Source organism: Kribbella amoyensis (assembly GCF_007828865.1).
Classification (GTDB): Bacteria; Actinomycetota; Actinomycetes; order Propionibacteriales; family Kribbellaceae; genus Kribbella; species Kribbella amoyensis.
On sequence record NZ_VIVK01000004.1, the window covers coordinates 73215 to 89861 of the forward strand.

Consider the following 16647-nt stretch of genomic DNA (forward strand, 5'->3'; position numbering starts at 1 on the left):
CAGCACGCTGTGTCGCGAGAGCGCTCTCACGTCCTGTCCGCCCCCAGGTGAGGAGAGTCCATGAAAGTCCTACTGACCACGGTCCTGGTCGCGAGTACGCTCGCCGTCCCGGCTCAGGCCGGCGCGGTCCCGACCGGCTCCGACCAGCCGCTCGCGGTCCCGCGCCAGGCCACGGCGATGCAGCACGACCTCGGCCTGACCGAGCAGCAGGCCAAGGACCGGCTGCGGGCCGAGTCGACCGCGACCAAGCTCGTCCCCGCGGCCCGGCGTGCGGCCGGGTCGTCGTTCGGCGGAGTCTGGTACGACGCCGCGCGGGAGAAGCTCGTCGTCGGCGTGACCACCCCGGCCGCGGCCGACGCTGTCCGGGCCACCGGTGCCGAGGCGTCCGTCGTACCGGTCGCCGCGGCCGTGCTGGAGAAGCGGAAGGCGGCCGTCGACAAGCTCGCCGGGAAGGCAGTACCGGACGCCGTCAGCGGATGGGCCGCGGATCCGCGGTCCGGCCAGGTCGTGGTGACCGTCCAGCAGGGCCGGCGCTCGGCCGAGGTCGATGCCTTCGTCAACAAAGTGGCCGCGGCCGGTGGCGTGACGGTCCGGGAGGTCGTGGCCCAGGCGCCGCGGACGTTCGCGGCCGGCACCGTCGGCGGCGACCCGTACTACACCGGCAACGTGCGCTGCTCGATCGGCTTCTCGGTGCACGGCGGATTCGTCACGGCCGGGCACTGTTCGGGCGCCGGCGCGTCGGTCCGGGGCTGGGACGGGTCGGCGATGGGGACGTTCCGCGGCTCGTCGTTCCCGGGCAACGACTACGCCTGGGTCCAGATCGGCAGCGGCTGGTGGACCGTGCCGGTGGTCCTTGGCTGGGGGCAGGTCAGCGACCAGCTCGTCCGCGGTTCGTGGGAGGCACCGGTCGGTACGTCGGTCTGCCGCAGCGGATCCACCACGCACTGGCACTGCGGCACGATCCTGGCCAAGAACGAGACCGTGAACTACGGCAACGGCCAGCTGTTCTACGGAGCCACCAAGACCAGCGTGTGCGCCGAGGGCGGCGACTCCGGTGGCTCGTTCATCACCGGTGACCAGGCCCAGGGGGTGACCTCCGGGGGCTGGGGCAACTGCAGCAGCGGTGGCGAGACCTGGTTCCAGCCGGTGAACGAGATCCTGTCCGCCTACGGGCTCACGTTGCACACGGCCTGAACGGACCCGGGGCCACCGTCCCTGTCACAGGATGGTGGCCCCGGGCAACGAAGCTGAGCAGGTCAGCAGATGGGTACGCCGGGTAGCTGGGCGGCCGGATGGTTGATGTAGATGTTGGTGATGAAGCCGTTCTGGTCGCGCAGCTTGGACCACCAGTTGTTGGTGTAGCCCTCGGCGGTGACGGTGTCGCCCTGCTTCTGGCAGAGCACGAACACCTGGGTCGGCCCGGCCAGGGTGCCGACCACCGGCGAGCTCAGGTACGCGTCGGCGCGGACCCGGATCCCGGAGCCCCAGGTCATGAACGGGGTGCCCCCGCCGCCTCCGCAGCCGTTGTCGCTGGTCAGGTACTTCTGGTTGTACGAGCCCGGGTACGGAGCCAGCGAGGCACCGTTGATCCTGATGGTCTGGCCGACCCCGTTGTAGAGCTGCTCGTAGTGGATGTGCGGACCGGACGAGTTGCCGGTGCTTCCGGTGGTACCGATCTGCTGGCCCTGGGCGACCTGGGCGCCGTTCGGCACGGAGTACGTGCCGAGGTGGAAGTAGTAGGTCTTCCAGCCGCCACCGTGCTCGATGGCGATGTAGTTGCCGGCGCCGCTCGGTTGGGAGAACCGGTACGCGGTTCCGGCGGCCGAGGCGAGCACCGGGGTGCCGTTGGTGGCGCCGCCGTCGGAGCGGACGAAGTCGAGAGCCTGCCGGACCTCGGCCGAGTGGTGGCTGTAGGTCCAGCGCTGACCACACGGGAACGGGGCCTTGAAGTTGGGCGCGGCCAGCGCCTCCGTCGGTACCGCCACGAGCAGGGCGGTACCGACGAGGAGCGAGGCCAGAACAGCGAGGAATCGTCTGAGCGGCATGCGATCTCCTGAGCGACCGGTCACGGGCGGTGATGTCCGTGACGCCTGGAGTGATGCGCTCAAGCTAGCGCACCACTTGTCACCCCGGTGACTCTTTAACTTCCGGTCGAAAGGTCAGGCCGACTCGTCGTGCACCGGCTCCAGCGTGGCGTGCTGGCCGTTCTCCTTGCTGCTGAGCGAATCGATCAGCTGCTTGGCCAGGGCGAATCCGGACCCGCCCATCGTGATCGTCTTGACCAGGGTGTCCTCGATGCCCTGGGCACCGTTCAGGACCACCATGTTGCCGACCTTCTCGAACGAGCCGGCCGCGGCGGCGACGATCTCCGGGTATGCCTCGGCGAGCTGCTGGGCGACGACGGCGTCGGTGTTGGTGGCCAGCGCCTCGGCGCGCGCCTTGATACCGGCGGCCTCGGCCATCGCCTTCGCCTGCACCGCGGCGGCCTCCGCCTTACCGGTCAGCTCGGTCGCCTTCGCCTGCGCCTCACCGCGCAGCGCGACCTCGCGGGCCTGCGCCTCGGCGCTGGCGATCTGCGCGTCGCGGGCGGCCGTCGCCAGGGTGCGCTGCTTGTACGCCTCGGCGTCGGCCGGCTTCAGCACGCTCGACTCCAGCTGCTTCTCGGCCAGCGACGCGTTCAGCTTCGCGGTCTCGGTCTCGGCGACCACGACCTCCTGCCGGGCCAGCGCCTCGGCCAGCGGGCCGGACTGGGACGCCTTCGACTTCGCCTGGTCCACCTCGGCCTGGTAACCGGCCTGGGCGATCGAGCTCTGCCGGACCGCGGCCGCCTTGGCCGCCGCGGCGACCTGCTCGCGCTCGGTCGCCTCCCGGTCCCGCTCTGCCTGGGCGATCCGGGCCGCGGCCTCGACGGCGGCGGCCTGCGGGCGGCCCAGGTTGCGGATGTAGCCGGACTCGTCGTCGATCTCCTGGATCTGCAGCGAGTCGACCACCAGGCCGAGCTTCTCCATGTCGCCGGCCAGCGAGCCGCGGATGTTGGTGGTCAGCGTTTCCCGGTCGTGCAGCATCTCCTCGACCGTGGTGGAGCCGACGATCGCGCGCAGGTGACCCGCGAACAGCTCGTGGATGGTGCCCATCACCTGCTCGTCGCTCTGCTCCAGGAACCGCCGCGCGGCGTTCGCGATCGAGCCGTAGTCGTCGCCGACCTTGTACGCGGTGACGCCCTTGATGTGCAGCGGGATGCCCTGGCTGGACACGCAGGTGACCGTCAGCGGGGTGGCCCGGATGTCCAGCGGCAGCCGGCGCACGGTCTGGAAGCCGGGCAGCACCGCGGTGCCGCGGCCGACGACGATCTTGAAGCCGAGCGTGTCGTTCACCTGATCGGTGTTCGAATGGGCGCCGAGGCCCGAGATGATCAGCGCCTCGTTCGGTTCGGCGACGCGCCAGACCATCCGGAACAGGATCAGCAGGACCACCAGCGCGACGGCGCCGGCGATCAGGTACGTCCAGAGCATTGCCCCTCCAGGACTGCGTGGATCGATCGGTGGATCAGAAGGCGCGGGCGACGTAGACCGTGCGGGGCGGGTCGAACTCGACCACCACCACCGGCGTCCCGACCTCGATCACCTCGTCGGCCGCGGGGTAAGCGTAGAAGGCCTCGGTGGCACCACGAACCGGCAGCATCACCTCACCGACGATCCCGGGTGCGATCCGGCCGATCACCCGCCCCCTCCTGCCCACCATGACGACCCCTCCGACGCAGTACCGGCTGTTCCCGTTCCCGCACCCTATCTTCCGCCTGCGGCCGGGCGATGCCTTGTGGTCGGGGCGGGCCGGGCGCATGGTGGAGGCAACGGCGCAAGGCCTGGGGGCGGGAGGGCAGATGGCCGCTGACGTACGGCTCGGGGTGGTCGAGGAAGGGTCCGACGACGCGCGGCTCGAGGAGCTCGCGCTGCTGCTGCGGCAGGAGTTGCTGGCGCTCGACGTCCGGTCGGTCGAGCCGTACCGCGAGGGCGAGGCGCCGGACGGTACCCGCGGTGGGCTGGCCGCGATCGCCGGGGTGCTCACCGTCTCCGTACAGCCTGGTCTGCAGGCGATCGGCGCGGTCGTGGGCGTGGTCCGGGACTGGTTGCGCCGGTCCGGCGGCGGACGGACCGTGAAGCTCACGATCGACGGTGACGTGATCGAGCTGAGCGGCGCGAGCACCGACGTCCAGCAGCAACTGGTGGACGCCTTCGTCCGCAAGCACGCGGCGGCCGGCCAATGACTGCGTTGGGCAGGACCGTGCCGGGCAGGGACAGGTGCGGGCGGTGGACGGATCGCGGGTCGCGCTCGTCGTAGCGAACGACCGGTACGCCGATCCCGGGCTGCGCCGGCTGGTGGCTCCGGCCCAGGACGCGGCCGCGTTGGCGGAGGTGCTCGCGGACCCGGCCGTCGGCGGCTTCGAGGTGCGGGTGCTGCGCAACGAACCGGCGCAGGAGATCCGGTTCGCGGTCGAGGACTTCTTCGCGGACCGGGCGCCGGAGGACCTGCTGGTGCTGCACTTCTCCTGCCACGGGCTGAAGAACGCGGCCGGCGAACTGTTCCTCGCGGTCGCGGACACCAAGCCGACCCGGCTCGCGTCGACCGCCGTGGCCGCGGACTTCGTCAACCGGCAGATGGCGGACAGCCGGGCGCAACGGATCGCCTTGTTCCTCGACTGTTGCTACGGCGGCGCGTTCCCCCGCGGCATGGTGGTCCGGGCGGCAGGCGAGGCGCAGGTACGGGATGCGTTCGCCGGACAGGACGAGGTCGGTGGCGGCCGTGGTCGTGTGGTCGTGACGGCGTCGAGCGCGATGGAGTACGCGTTCGAGGGTGAGCAACTCGCGTCGGATTCGGCGGGTTCGCCGTCGGTGTTCACCAGCGCGGTCGTGGCCGGGCTGGCGTCGGGGGAGGCGGATCGCGACGGTGACGGGTGGATCGGGCTGACCGAGCTGGTCGGGTACGTCGGGGACCGGGTGCACCTGGTGACGCCGAACCAGCACCCGCAGATGTGGACCTTCGGCTCGTCGGGCGAACTCCTGATCGCCCGCAGCCGGGTCCGCCGGATCACCCCGGCACCGCCGGCCCCAGAACTGCTGGAGGCGATGGAGAGCCCGTTGTCCGCGACTCGGTTCGGCGTCGTGGACTTCTTGCGCGAGCGGGTCGGCGAGGCGGACCTGGCCCAGGCGTTCGGCGCGTGGGAGGCGCTGCACCGGATGACCGAGGACGACAGCCGCAAGGTCTCCGAGACCGCGCGAACCGCCTTGGCCGAGGCGGTACCCCGGGTCGAGGCCGAGTCGGTCACGCTGACGACGTCGATGCCCGAGGCAACCAGTACCACGGTCCGGCTGGCCGGGCCGCCATTGGCGCGGACCGCGGTCGCGTCGACGGAGGCCGGCTGGCTCGACGTCGACCAGGACGGCGCCGAGATCCGGCTGACCGCGACGCCGCCGGCCGAGGGGATCCACGAGGCTGTCCTCGAGCTCCAGGGGCCGACCGGTGAAAGTACCGTGCTGGTTCATCTCCTGGTCGGGGCGGACGTCGAGTTGCCGGCCACCGGGAGCATGCCGGAGCCCCAGCCGCTGCCGGAACCGGCGCCGGAGCCGGAACCGCACCCCACGCCCGAGCCTGAACCGCCTGCAGTGGCCACCGCCTCGGTGCGCGAACCCGCCGTCGTGCCGTGGTGGGTGGTCGGGGTGCTGGCGATCGGGGCTTTCGCGTTGGTGGCGATGAACTGGCCGGGTGCGTTGGAGTCCCGGAAGATCTGGACCGACGAGGACCAGACCGGCTGGCGGGTGTTCCGGAGTTGGGACGACGCCCTCGTTCTGGGCTCGTTCGTTGCTCTGGCTGGAGCTCTGGTCGCGCGGTTCGCCGATCGATGGGCGCCGGTCGCGCTGGGGGTCGTCGCGGGGTGCGCGGTGAGCTTCGTCGAGACGGGCGTGCTGATCCTTCTCGCTCGGTTGTCCGGCGAGGAGTTCGGGGTCTGGGTCGCGGTGACCGTCGTGGCCGCCGGGATGGCCACCTTGATCGCGGTGCGCTACAGACCGATCCGCTGGGCGTTCTGGCCGGTCGGAGCCGCTGCCGCCGGGCTGGTAGTTGCCGGGGGCATCGTCCAGCTGGTCGGTGCCGGTCTGCGGCATGACGACGGCATCGCCTTCCTCACCGTCTCGCCACTGGTCGCGCTCGACCCCGTCGTCGGTGTCGCGCTCGCCTGGCTCGCGGTGGCGGCGACCGATCGGCGCTCGCGAACCTGGCTGAGCGCTGCCGCCGCGACGTACGCGATCCTCGCTGCGTACTCGGCGCTCGCCGCGCTCCACGATGGTGCGCCCGCGGTGTTCCTTGCCTCGCTGGGCGGGACCGTACTGATCGTGGTCGGCCTCGCGCTCTCGGCCCGCCGTCCCTTGGCCGCTGGGGAGCCGATCACCCGGCCGACCGCGGCGACCCTGTGGTTGCGGCAGAACCCGACCGTCATCGTGGTCGCGGGACTTCTCTTCGCAGTCCTGCTCGTGTTCTTCAACCTCGCGGCCGTCGATCGCGGGCTGCGCCTTTGGTACAACACCAGCTACGGCTCGCCCGACGTGTCGCGGCACCTCACCGACGGCATCCTGACGACTGCGGTGCTGATGTTGATCGGGGCCGTACTCGCCGGGTTCCGCGGTCGCCTGGGCCGGTACGGCATGGGCGCGGCCGCTGGATCCGCGGCGCTGTTCGCGACGGGCGGCGTGGTGGTCCTCGGTGGGCGGATCTGGTACGACGACAACTTGTACGTCTGGTCCGCGTCGCTGGTGATCGCGGCCGTCCTCCTGGCAGTCGTCCTCTTCGGCACGGCGGCCACGGAGTACCGGCGTCCGGCGACGGCGTCGACTGTCGTCCTCGGTGCTGGCCTTGCGCTTCTCCTGGTGTTCCAGCTGATCCCTGATCAGAGCGGCCCGTCCGCGGCGACGTACACGCATGGCCTGTCGCTCCTGCTCCCGGTCACGGCCACCGGTCTCGTCCTGCTCGCCTCGCTCACCGCCAACCCGGTCGCCGTCGGCGCGGCCGTGTCGTACCTCGTCCTGTTCTGCGCGGCCGGGGTGTACCCGATCAGCATCAACAACGCGCCCGTGTACTTCGGCGCGATGATCGCGGGTCACCTTGTCCTGCTGCTCGCCCTGTATCTGGGGCTGCGCCTGCCCACCCCGGCAAGCCCTTCCGGCGTCAACCTCGCGGTGCCACACTCCGACCATGGGGGAGTTGGATGAGCTGATCCGTACGGAGCGGCTGGCGCTGGTGGAGTTCCTGACCACGCTGGAGCCGGGGGAGTGGGCGACGCCGTCGCTGTGTGGTGAGTGGACCGTCCAGGAGGTCGCGGCTCACCTGGCGTGGGCGCCCGTGCTCCCGCTTGCGGAGACAGCGGGCGCGCTGGTCCGATCCGGCTTCCGGATGAACAAGGCGAGCGCCGAACTGGCGAAGCGCTGGGCATTGCGGGGTACGGACCCGATCATCGAGCAGCTGCGGTCCAACGCCGACCGCAACCCCAAGCCACCCGGCGTACCGGCGCCCGCCGCTCTGGTCGACGCGGTGGTGCACCAGATCGACATCCGGCACCCGCTCGGCAAGCCCCGGGCCATCCCGGTGGCCGCGTTCCGGGACGTGGCCGACTTCTCGCTGTCGCTGCGCTGGCCGCTGAACCTGTCGGTCGGCGGCAGTGCCCGCAAGCGCGTGGCCGGGGTCCGGCTGGTTGCCATCGGCTACGACTGGTCGCACGGCGACGGTCCGGAGGCGCACCTGGCCGCCGAGGGCGCGCTCCGGTTGCTGAACGGCCGCCCGGTCGACCCCGACGAACTGAACGGCCCGGGCGCCGAGGTGCTGGCCGGCCGGCTCGACCGCGGACGGTCGCACCCTTGACGAACCACCGCGCGTCGGCGTGATGAGATGGTCGGAGCTGGTGGTGGCCGAATTGGCGGAAGCGGGAGTACAGGTGAGACTGACCATTCTCGGGGGCGGCGGGTTCCGCGTTCCCCTCGTCTACTCCGCCCTGCTGTCCGACCGCGGTGAGGGCCGGATCACCTCGGTGAGGTTGTACGACACGGACCGGACCAGGCTGGCCGCGATCGGGTCCGTCCTTCGCCAGCAGGCGTCCGGGATCGCGGACGCGCCGGTGGTCACCGAGACGACCGACCTGGACGAGGCGCTGCGAGGTGCGGACTTCGTCTTCTCCGCGATCCGCGTCGGCGGGCTCGAGGGGAGGACGATCGACGAGCGGGTCGCCCTCGATCTCGGCGTCCTCGGCCAGGAGACGGTCGGCGCCGGCGGGATCGCGTACGGGCTGAGGACGTTGCCGGTGGCACTGGAGATCGCGACCCGGATCGCCGCGCTGGCGCCGGACGCGTGGGTGATCAACTTCACCAACCCGGCCGGCATGGTGACCGAGGCGATGATCCCGGCCCTCGGCGACCGCGTGATCGGGATCTGCGACTCCCCGTCCGGACTCGGCCGGCGGGCCGCGCTGGCGCTCGGGCTGGACGCCTCCAAGGCCTTTTACGACTACGCCGGGCTGAACCACCTCGGCTGGTTGCGCGGTCTGCACGCGGGTGGTGTCGATCGCCTGCCCGAGCTGCTCGCGGACCCGGCCGCGCTCGGCGCCTTCGAGGAGGGCCGCCTGTTCGGGGCCGACTGGCTGCGCACGCTCGGCTCGATCCCGAACGAGTACCTGCACTACTACTACTTCGCGCGCGAGACCCTCGCCGCGGTCCGGTCGGTCGAGACGACTCGCGGCAAGTTCCTGCTGGAGCAGCAGTCCGCGTTCTACGCCGAGACGGCCGGTCAGCCCGAGAACGCGCTGGCGCTCTGGCAGCGGACCCGGGCCGAGCGCGAGGCGACGTACATGGTGGAGAGCCGGGAGATCGCCGACGCGGGGGAGCGGGACGAGCGCGACATGGCCGCCGGTGGGTACGAGCAGGTCGCGTTGTCGTTGATGCGCGCGATCGCCCACAACGAACGCGCCTCGCTGATCCTCAACGTCCGCAACCGGGGCACGCTGCGGCACCTGGACGACGACGCCGTGGTCGAGGTCCCGTGCACGGTCGACGCCAACGGCGCCCGGCCGCTCACGGTGTCCCAGCTGACCGACCACCAGGCCGGGCTGGTGTCCGCCGTGAAGGCGGTCGAGCGCTCGACGATCGAGGCCGCGGTGACGGGATCCCGGTCGTCCGCGCTCCGGGCGTTCGCGTGGCACCCGCTGATCGACTCGGTGACCACGGCCGGGCGACTCCTGGACGGGTACGTCGCCCAGTTGCCGACGTTGGCCCCGTTCAGGTCCTGACCTGCTCCTTCCACTCCGCCGCGATCCCGCGCATCAACGGCGGGTACACGAGGATGTGCCTAAACGGTGCGATCGCGGCCATGTACGCCGTGCCCAGCGGGCCGTTCGGTTTCACCAGCACCGCCATCCGGCCGTGGTACCCGTCGCCGGTCTCGTCGCGGACCCAGCTGAGGTGCATCACCGCCTGGCACGTCCGGTTGGCCATCTCCGCGGCCCACTCGTCCCCGGTCAGATAGACCGAGGTGAACGGGAGCTTGGCGAACTTCGGTCCGGATTCGCCGTCGCGGAGATCAGCCGGCAACCGGTCGCGCAGGGTCGGCACGCGGGTACCGACTCCGGCCTCGCTGTCGTCCCAGCCGAACACCTCGCCGAGCTTCCAGCGGATCGTGAACAGGGTGCGCGCGATCCAGGACGGGTTGCTCGCGGTGTCCCCGTCGGCGAAGAAGTCCACCAACTGCGGGAAGTCGCCAGGACCGCCGGGAGTCGGCAGCGCCCACACGTCGTACAGGCGGAAGTCCGGGGTGAGTTCGTGGATGCGCCACGGGCGGTCGGTGTGGGCGGTGTTCGGGAGCTTCACGGTCGTGCGTCCCTTCCTCGATGGGCTGACGGTTCGGTGGTTTCCGGGAGGCCGAGGACGCCGGCGACGGCGCGAGCGGCGAGCAGTTCGTCGTACGGCTCCTGGTTCTCGAGCGCGATCACGGTGCCTTCGAGCGCACCGACGAAGCCGAGCGCGACCACCCGGGTCGGGGCGCCGGGCGGGATGCTGCCGTCGGCGCGTCCCGCGTCGATCAGCTCGACGCAACGGTCCGTGAGCAGGGCGTACGCGCCCTCGACCGCACGTCCGACGGGGTGGTCCTGGCCGGCGAACTCCACCCGCAGGGCGACGGCGACGCGGGCGATGTCGCGGCGGCAGAAGACGGCGTGACCGCGGGCCAACACGAGCAGTGCGTCGACCGGATCGATTTCCTTGCTGACCAGCGACCCGACCTCTTGGTCCCAGGTCTTCAGGACCCACTCGAAGACGGCCAGGGTCAGCTCCTGCTTGTCCTTGAACTGGTGGTAAAGCGCGCCACGGGTGTAGCCCGCCTCCCGGGCCACCTGTTCGAGGGCGAGGTTGCCGTAGCCGACCCGGGACAGTCCGCGGGCGGCCGACTCCAGCAAGGCGGTTCTGGACCTGGCGCGACGGTCGGCCTGAGTGCTCACGACAGCAACATACATACATGTCTGTAGGTTTTCTATGCGCGGCGGTAGGATCCCGGTCACGCCGGTCGGTCAGGCGGGCGGCCGCGGTCGAGGCGGATTGGTTGGCGGCGGTGAGATCTGGCACAATGTCAGGCTGAGTCCGACTGGACGGTGTGCAGCCCTCTAACTCCACCCGCCGGCCGGCCCGTTCGAGCCTCACCCGTTGTCCCCACGACGACGTGCTGCTCACCCACCATGTATTTCCGAGGGAGACCCCACAAACGTGGCAGTCAAGATCCGTTTGAAGCGCATCGGCAAGAAGCGTGCGCCGCACTACCGCATCGTCGTGATGGACGCCCGCACCAAGCGGGACGGTCGCGCGATCGAGGAGATCGGGAAGTACAACCCGAAGGCCGAGCCGTCGTTCATCCACGTCGAGTCGGACCGGGCGCAGTACTGGCTGGGCGTCGGCGCGCAGCCGACCGAGGCCGTCGAGGCGATCTTCAAGGCCAGCGGTGACTGGCAGAAGTTCAAGGGCCTGGAGGCCCCGGCGCCGCTGCGGGTCAAGGAGCCGAAGCGGGACAAGCAGGAGATCTTCAACGAGGCCCTCGCCGAGGCGCACGGCACCCTGAAGACCGAGGCCGTCACCAAGAAGGCCGCGGCGAAGAAGGCCGACAAGAAGGACGACGCCGCCGAGGCGCCGAAGGCGGACGAGGCTGCCGCCGAGGCGCCGGCCGCGGACGCGCCGGCCGACGACACCAAGGCCTGACCATGATGGAGACCGAGGCGCTCGAGCACCTGGTCCGAGGCATCGTGGACAACCCTGACGACGTCAGCGTCCGGTCCCGCAATCTGCGCCGCGGACGCACGCTCGAGGTGCACGTGCACCCCGAGGACATCGGCAAGGTGATCGGCCGCAACGGCCGGACGGCGACCGCGCTCCGTACCGTGGTCGGGGCGCTCAGCTCCGAGTCGTCGGTCCGGATCGACTTCGTCGACGAGCTCAACCGGCGTCCGCGCCGCTGAGCGGGCAGTACTTCCGGAGGGCCGTACCCACTCGGGTGCGGCCCTTCGGCTTATCTTCGACCTGGTACACCCCGCGACGGGTGGACACCCGCGGTGGCGGGAAGACGCAGCAGAGAGGGACACAGCGGTGCTGGTGACCGTCGGCCGGATCGGCCGGGCACACGGGATCAAGGGCGAGGTCGGGCTGGACGTCCGCACGGACGAGCCGGACCGGCGGTTCGCCGACGGCGCGACCGTCATCACGGACTCGAAGACGGTGCGGACCCTCACCGTCGCCTCCAGCCGCTGGCACAGCGGGCGGCTGCTGGTGAAGTTCGCCGAGGTCCCCGACCGCACCGCCGCCGAGCAGCTGCGCAACCTGGCACTGCAGGCCGAGATCCCCGACGACGAGCGCCCCGAGGACCCGGAGGAGTACTACGACCGGGAGCTGATCGGGCTCACCGTGCGGACCACCGACGGGGCCGAGGCCGGTGAGGTGATCGACGTCGTGCACCTGCCGTCCCAGGACCTGCTGGAGATCCGCCGCCCGGCCGGCAACGCGGTCCTGGTCCCGCTGGTCGAGGAACTGGTCCCGGAGATCGACCTGGCCGCCGGTCACGTCGTCGTCGCGGACCGCCCGGGCCTGCTCGACCCCGAGGGCGCCGAGGTGACACCGACCGAGCCGGACGCCGACTGATGCGCCTGGACGTCGTCTCGATCTTCCCCGAGTACCTCGCCGCGCTGGACCTGAGTCTGGTCGGCAAGGCGGCGAAGAGCGGGCTGCTGGACGTCCGCGTGCACGACCTGCGGGACTGGACCTACGACCGGCACCGGACCGTCGACGACACCCCGTACGGCGGTGGCGCCGGCATGGTGATGAAGCCGGAACCGTGGGGCGAGGCGCTCGACGCGGTGGCTCCGCCGGACGGTCCCGCGCAACCTCGATTGATCGTTCCCACTCCCGCCGGCCGCCCGTTCTCGCAGGAGCTGGCGTACGAGCTCGCGGCCGAGCCGTGGCTCGCGTTCGCGTGCGGGCGGTACGAGGGGATCGACGCGCGGGTGGCGGCGTACGCCGGCGAGCGGATGCGGGTGGACGAGGTGTCCATCGGCGACTACGTGCTGAACGGTGGCGAGGTCGCCGTCCTGGTCATGGTCGAGGCGGTCGCCCGCTTGCTGCCCGGCGTGATCGGCAACCCGGAGTCCCTGGCCGAGGAGTCCCATTCCGGCGACGGCCTGCTCGAGTACCCGGTGTACACCAAGCCGGCCACGTGGCGCGGGCACGACGTACCGGACGTGCTGCTCTCCGGGAACCACGGGGTCATCGCGCAATGGCGTCACGAGCAGTCGCTGCACCGGACCGCGGAGCGTCGGCCCGACCTGCTGGCCGCGTGGGGAGATGCCGCGGCTCGCAAGGAGGACGCCGCGTCGTTGGTGGACGTGGTGCCCGCGACCGAGGCGGACGCGGGGGAGATCCACGCGTTGCAGCTGGCCTCGTTCCTGTCCGAGGCGCAGGCGTACGGCGATCTCGGGATCCCGCCGTTGACCGAGGACGTGCCCGCGAGTGTGGAGCGGATCCGCGCCGGCGGGGTGTGGAAGGCGGTGGCCGGGACCAGGGTGGTCGGGTCCGTCCAGGTGACCGTGGACGGCGCCGTCGCGCGGATCGGCCGGTTGATGGTGGCGCCGGACTGGCAGGGGCGTGGTCTGGGGGCCAGGCTGCTCCGGTTCGCCGAACAGACGGCGCCCGCCGGCGTCACCGGGTACGAGCTCTTCACCGGGGCGCTGAGCGAGCGCAACCTGGGGCTGTACACGAAGGCCGGTTACCGAGAGGTGCGACGCGAGCGCCAGACCGACAAGGTGGAGCTGGTGCTGCTCGCGAAGCGGCGCCGCCGACGCTGATTTCGTCGCGGCCGGGCGATATGGCAAACTTGATCGCTGTTGCCATTCGGTGCTCCTGCCACAGGGGGTGACCACCGTCCGGCCGCATCCTTTGACCTCTTCACCGCGAGATTCGTGGGTGACCTGTGGCACGCGCGAGAAAGTGAACACCTGATGAGCAACGTCCTGAACGAGCTCGACAACGCGAGCAAGCGCGACGACATCCCGACCTTCCGCCCCGGTGACACCGTCAAGGTGCACGTCAAGGTGGTCGAGGGCAACCGGTCCCGCGTCCAGGTGTTCCAGGGTGTCGTGATCCGGCGCCAGGGTGGCGGCCTGCAGGAGACCTTCACGGTCCGCAAGGTCAGCTTCGGCGTCGGCGTCGAGCGCACCTTCCCGATCCACACCCCGATCGTCGAGAAGATCGAGATCGTGACCCGCGGTGACGTCCGCCGCGCCAAGCTGTACTACCTGCGCGAGCTGCGCGGCAAGGCAGCCAAGATCAAGGAGAAGCGGGACGTCCCGGCCTCCTGAGCGCCTTCTCAACGACGACGGTCAGGTATGGCGCCGAGTTCTGCGACTCGGGCTCGCCCGGTAGCCAGGAGGGCACGTCGCAGCGGTCGTACCAAAGGGCGGCACCGCAGGCTCAAGCAGCGTAATCCGCTGGCGAGCCTGCTGATCGAGATGACCACGGTGACAGTGCTCGCCCTGGTCATCACGGTCGTCCTGCGGCTCTTGGTCGCCGAGGCGTTCTACGTTCCCTCGGAGTCGATGTACGACACCCTGACGACCAACGACCGGATCCTGGCCGAGAAGGTCAGCTATCTGCACCGGGACGTCGATCGGGGCGACATCGTCGTCTTCAAGGACCCCGGCCACTGGCTGAACGAGGAACAGCAGACCCCCGGCCCGGTCCGCCGGCTGGGGGAGTTCGTCGGCATCCTGCCGCGCAGCGGTGAGGGTCACCTGGTCAAGCGGGTGATCGGGATCGGTGGCGACCGGGTGATCTGTTGCGACCGCTCCGGGCGCATCATGGTGAACAAGATCCCGCTGGACGAGCAGGAGTACCTGCTGACGGACGCCAAACCGTCGCTCCAGCCGTTCGACGTCGTGGTTCCGCCCGGCCACCTCTGGGTGATGGGCGACAACCGGGCCGAGTCGGCCGACTCCCGGGCGCACATGGGCGGCCCCGGGGGCGGATTCGTGCCGGTGGACAACGTCGTTGGCCGGGCCTGTTGCGTAATCTGGCCGTCTGACCGGATGACGATGTTGCGTCCTCCGGAAACTTTCAAGAAGCCGGGGCTGAAGAAGTGACTGAGACACCGACAGCGACGAAAGAGAAGTCTTCCCATCGCTCGGGCCTCGCGGCCGCGGCTCGCGAGTTCGTGCTGATCGTGGTCGGCGCGCTCATCGTCTCGTCGATCCTACGCGCCTTCGTCGGTCAGATGTTCATCATCCCGAGCGAGTCGATGCAGAACACCCTGCTCGTCGGCGACCGGGTCGTGGTGGAGAAGATCACCGACGTCGAACGGGGCGACGTCATCGTCTTCGAGGACCCGGGCGGCTGGCTCGGGATCGGCGAGAGCGGCCAGAAGCGCGGTTCGCTCGGCCGGTTCTTCGAGGTCGTCGGCCTGCTGCCCGACTCCAGCCACGGTCACCTGATCAAGCGGCTGATCGGGATGCCGGGCGACAAGGTCGCCTGCTGCGACGAGAAGGGCCGGCTCACGGTCAACGGCCAGCCCCTGGACGAGACCAGCTACCTGTTCCCGGGCGACGCGCCGTCGGCGATGGAGTTCCAGGTCGTCGTGCCGGCCGGCAAGGTCTTCGTGATGGGCGACCACCGGTCCGAGTCCGGCGACTCCCGGGTGCACCTGAGCGACGTCGGCCCGGACGGTGGCGATCCCGGTGACGCGGCCTTCGTCCCGATGGACAAGGTGACCGGGCGCGCGATCCTGGTGGTGTGGCCGGCCAGCAACTTCTCCAAACTGAACGTGCCCGACACGTTCAAGTCCGTCCCCGCGGCCGCCTCCCCGCCACCGGCCAAGCCCTCGATCTCCCTGACCCCACCGCCCAAGTAACCGGAGCCTCCGTGCCGCTCACCCCACCCCAGCACCCGGCGCTCCCCACTCACCTGCACCAGCACGACACCTCCCTGGCTCAGGCCTGCCTGGCTCAGGCGAGCCCGGCTGAGGCGTGTCAGGCGCGGAGGTGGGGGCTGGGATGAGTGCTCTGCCACGGGGCAGCACGATCCGGCGGGACGCCGGACTCTACGGGTACGAGCGGGCGCTGCGGCGGGTCGGCCTGGATCCGATCGCCGGGGTCGACGAGGCCGGCCGCGGACCGTGTGCGGGCCCGTTGGTCGCCGCCGCGGTGATCCTGCCGGACGGGAAGCGCGGCCAGATCCCCGAACTGGCGGATTCGAAGCTGCTCACCGCGAAGGCCCGCGAACGCTGCTACGACGAGATCCGCAAGCGCGCCCTCGCCTGGTCGGTGGTCTCGATCGAGGCCCCGGAGTGCGACCGACTCGGCATGCACGTCGCCAACGTCGAGGCGCTCCGCCGGGCCCTGTTCCGCCTCGACGTGCGCCCGGAGTACGTGCTGACCGACGGGTTCGGGGTGGACGGACTGGGCGTCCCTGGCCTGGCGATCTGGAAAGGTGACCGGGTAGCCGCTTGCATCGCTGCCGCGTCAGTGATCGCCAAGGTGACCCGGGACCGGATCATGGCGCACTGGGACGAGGTGTACCCGCAGTACGACTTCGCGGTACACAAGGGGTACTGCACGCCTGAACACCAGGCGGCACTGGACAAGTACGGCCCGTGTCCGCAACATCGACGGCGATTCGAGAATGTCCGCCGCAGTCTGCGGCCCGATATGGGACACAATGTCACCAGTCCCACCGGAGTGGAGAGCCGATGAGTGCTGACGACCTCGAGAAGTACGAGACCGATATGGAGCTGCAGCTCTATCGGGAGTACAAGGACGTCGTCGGGATCTTCAAGTACGTCGTGGAGACCGAACGGCGTTTCTACCTGTGCAACGCCGTGGACCTCAAGGTCCGCACCGAGGGCGGTGACGTGTACTTCGAGGTGACGATGGCCGACGCCTGGGTCTGGGACGTGTACCGCTCGGCCCGCTTCGTGAAGAACGCGAAGGTCGTCACGTTCCGCGACGTCAACATCGAAGAACTCGCCAAGTCCGACCTGGAAGTCCCCAAGGACTCCGACTTCGGTCGCTGACCCCGCTGAGCTTGGCGCGGCTTC

19 protein-coding genes are annotated in these 16647 nt (G+C 70.4%); 14 read left to right on the top strand and 5 right to left on the bottom strand.

The window, feature by feature from the left end; all coding sequences use genetic code 11:
• Positions 1-60: 60 nt before the first annotated feature.
• Complete coding sequence (locus FB561_RS36910; protein ID WP_145814757.1) at positions 61-1194, top strand: S1 family peptidase; 1134 nt, start codon at positions 61-63, stop codon at positions 1192-1194.
• 62 nt (positions 1195-1256) lie between these two features.
• Here the strand turns inward: FB561_RS36910 and FB561_RS36915 are convergent, their stop codons facing one another.
• The 3 genes from FB561_RS36915 to FB561_RS36925 all read right to left on the bottom strand — a co-directional run bounded on the left by FB561_RS36915 (position 1257) and on the right by FB561_RS36925 (position 3741).
• The gene (locus FB561_RS36915) at positions 1257-2045 is read right to left on the bottom strand and encodes a peptidoglycan DD-metalloendopeptidase family protein (protein WP_145814758.1); all 789 of its coding nucleotides are present in this window, start codon (positions 2043-2045) and stop codon (positions 1257-1259) included.
• 114 nt (positions 2046-2159) lie between these two features.
• Positions 2160-3512 carry a flotillin family protein gene (locus FB561_RS36920; RefSeq protein WP_145814759.1) on the bottom strand — a complete coding sequence of 451 codons (1353 nt, stop codon included), beginning with the start codon at positions 3510-3512 and terminating at the stop codon, positions 2160-2162.
• A 34-nt stretch (positions 3513-3546) separates the two neighbouring features.
• Positions 3547-3741, bottom strand: coding sequence for a hypothetical protein (locus FB561_RS36925; RefSeq protein WP_145814760.1), 195 nt, complete (start codon positions 3739-3741; stop codon positions 3547-3549).
• A gap of 139 nt (positions 3742-3880) precedes the next feature.
• On the opposite strand from FB561_RS36925, the gene FB561_RS36930 reads away from it, so the two are divergent.
• The 4 genes from FB561_RS36930 to FB561_RS36945 all read left to right on the top strand — a co-directional run bounded on the left by FB561_RS36930 (position 3881) and on the right by FB561_RS36945 (position 9322).
• Positions 3881-4264 carry a hypothetical protein gene (locus FB561_RS36930; RefSeq protein ID WP_145814761.1) on the top strand — a complete coding sequence of 128 codons (384 nt, stop codon included), beginning with the start codon at positions 3881-3883 and terminating at the stop codon, positions 4262-4264.
• A 43-nt stretch (positions 4265-4307) separates the two neighbouring features.
• Positions 4308-7259 carry a caspase family protein gene (locus FB561_RS36935; RefSeq protein ID WP_170284965.1) on the top strand — a complete coding sequence of 984 codons (2952 nt, stop codon included), beginning with the start codon at positions 4308-4310 and terminating at the stop codon, positions 7257-7259.
• On the top strand, positions 7243-7905 hold the full coding sequence (locus tag FB561_RS36940) for a maleylpyruvate isomerase family mycothiol-dependent enzyme (RefSeq protein ID WP_145814763.1): 663 nt from the start codon (positions 7243-7245) through the stop codon (positions 7903-7905). The genes FB561_RS36935 and FB561_RS36940 overlap by 17 nt, the downstream gene beginning before the upstream one ends.
• 73 nt (positions 7906-7978) lie before the next feature.
• Positions 7979-9322 carry a 6-phospho-beta-glucosidase gene (locus tag FB561_RS36945; protein ID WP_145814764.1) on the top strand — a complete coding sequence of 448 codons (1344 nt, stop codon included), beginning with the start codon at positions 7979-7981 and terminating at the stop codon, positions 9320-9322.
• Here the strand turns inward: FB561_RS36945 and FB561_RS36950 are convergent.
• Positions 9312-9899 carry a DUF2867 domain-containing protein gene (locus FB561_RS36950; protein WP_145814765.1) on the bottom strand — a complete coding sequence of 196 codons (588 nt, stop codon included), beginning with the start codon at positions 9897-9899 and terminating at the stop codon, positions 9312-9314. The two genes, FB561_RS36945 and FB561_RS36950, sit on opposite strands and share 11 nt — an antisense overlap.
• Entirely contained in the window at positions 9896-10525 is a 630-nt protein-coding gene (locus FB561_RS36955; protein WP_202881030.1) for a TetR/AcrR family transcriptional regulator, read from the bottom strand. The genes FB561_RS36950 and FB561_RS36955 overlap by 4 nt, the downstream gene beginning before the upstream one ends.
• Positions 10526-10787: 262 nt before the next feature.
• On the opposite strand from FB561_RS36955, the gene rpsP reads away from it, so the two are divergent.
• From rpsP to FB561_RS37000, 9 genes are all read left to right on the top strand, one after another.
• Positions 10788-11273, top strand: a complete 486-nt coding sequence (gene rpsP / locus FB561_RS36960) for a 30S ribosomal protein S16 (protein WP_145814767.1) — start codon at positions 10788-10790, stop codon at positions 11271-11273.
• 5 nt (positions 11274-11278) lie between these two features.
• Positions 11279-11530: an RNA-binding protein gene (locus FB561_RS36965; RefSeq protein ID WP_145814841.1), complete on the top strand. Its 252-nt coding sequence runs from the start codon at positions 11279-11281 to the stop codon at positions 11528-11530.
• A gap of 127 nt (positions 11531-11657) precedes the next feature.
• Positions 11658-12206: a ribosome maturation factor RimM gene (gene rimM, locus FB561_RS36970; protein ID WP_145814768.1), complete on the top strand. Its 549-nt coding sequence runs from the start codon at positions 11658-11660 to the stop codon at positions 12204-12206.
• Positions 12206-13405, top strand: a complete 1200-nt coding sequence (gene trmD, locus FB561_RS36975) for a tRNA (guanosine(37)-N1)-methyltransferase TrmD (RefSeq protein ID WP_145814769.1) — start codon at positions 12206-12208, stop codon at positions 13403-13405. Before rimM ends, trmD begins: the two co-directional genes overlap by 1 nt.
• A gap of 153 nt (positions 13406-13558) precedes the next feature.
• Positions 13559-13918 carry a 50S ribosomal protein L19 gene (rplS, locus tag FB561_RS36980; RefSeq protein WP_145814770.1) on the top strand — a complete coding sequence of 120 codons (360 nt, stop codon included), beginning with the start codon at positions 13559-13561 and terminating at the stop codon, positions 13916-13918.
• A gap of 150 nt (positions 13919-14068) precedes the next feature.
• Positions 14069-14698, top strand: coding sequence for a signal peptidase I (gene lepB, locus FB561_RS36985; protein ID WP_238335341.1), 630 nt, complete (start codon positions 14069-14071; stop codon positions 14696-14698).
• Positions 14695-15462, top strand: coding sequence for a signal peptidase I (gene lepB, locus FB561_RS36990; protein ID WP_145814772.1), 768 nt, complete (start codon positions 14695-14697; stop codon positions 15460-15462). Before lepB (FB561_RS36985) ends, lepB (FB561_RS36990) begins: the two co-directional genes overlap by 4 nt.
• A 142-nt stretch (positions 15463-15604) precedes the next feature.
• On the top strand, positions 15605-16303 hold the full coding sequence (locus FB561_RS36995; protein WP_145814773.1) for a ribonuclease HII: 699 nt from the start codon (positions 15605-15607) through the stop codon (positions 16301-16303).
• Positions 16300-16623 carry a DUF2469 domain-containing protein gene (locus FB561_RS37000; RefSeq protein WP_012922325.1) on the top strand — a complete coding sequence of 108 codons (324 nt, stop codon included), beginning with the start codon at positions 16300-16302 and terminating at the stop codon, positions 16621-16623. Before FB561_RS36995 ends, FB561_RS37000 begins: the two co-directional genes overlap by 4 nt.
• The last annotated feature ends 24 nt before the right edge of the window (positions 16624-16647 follow it).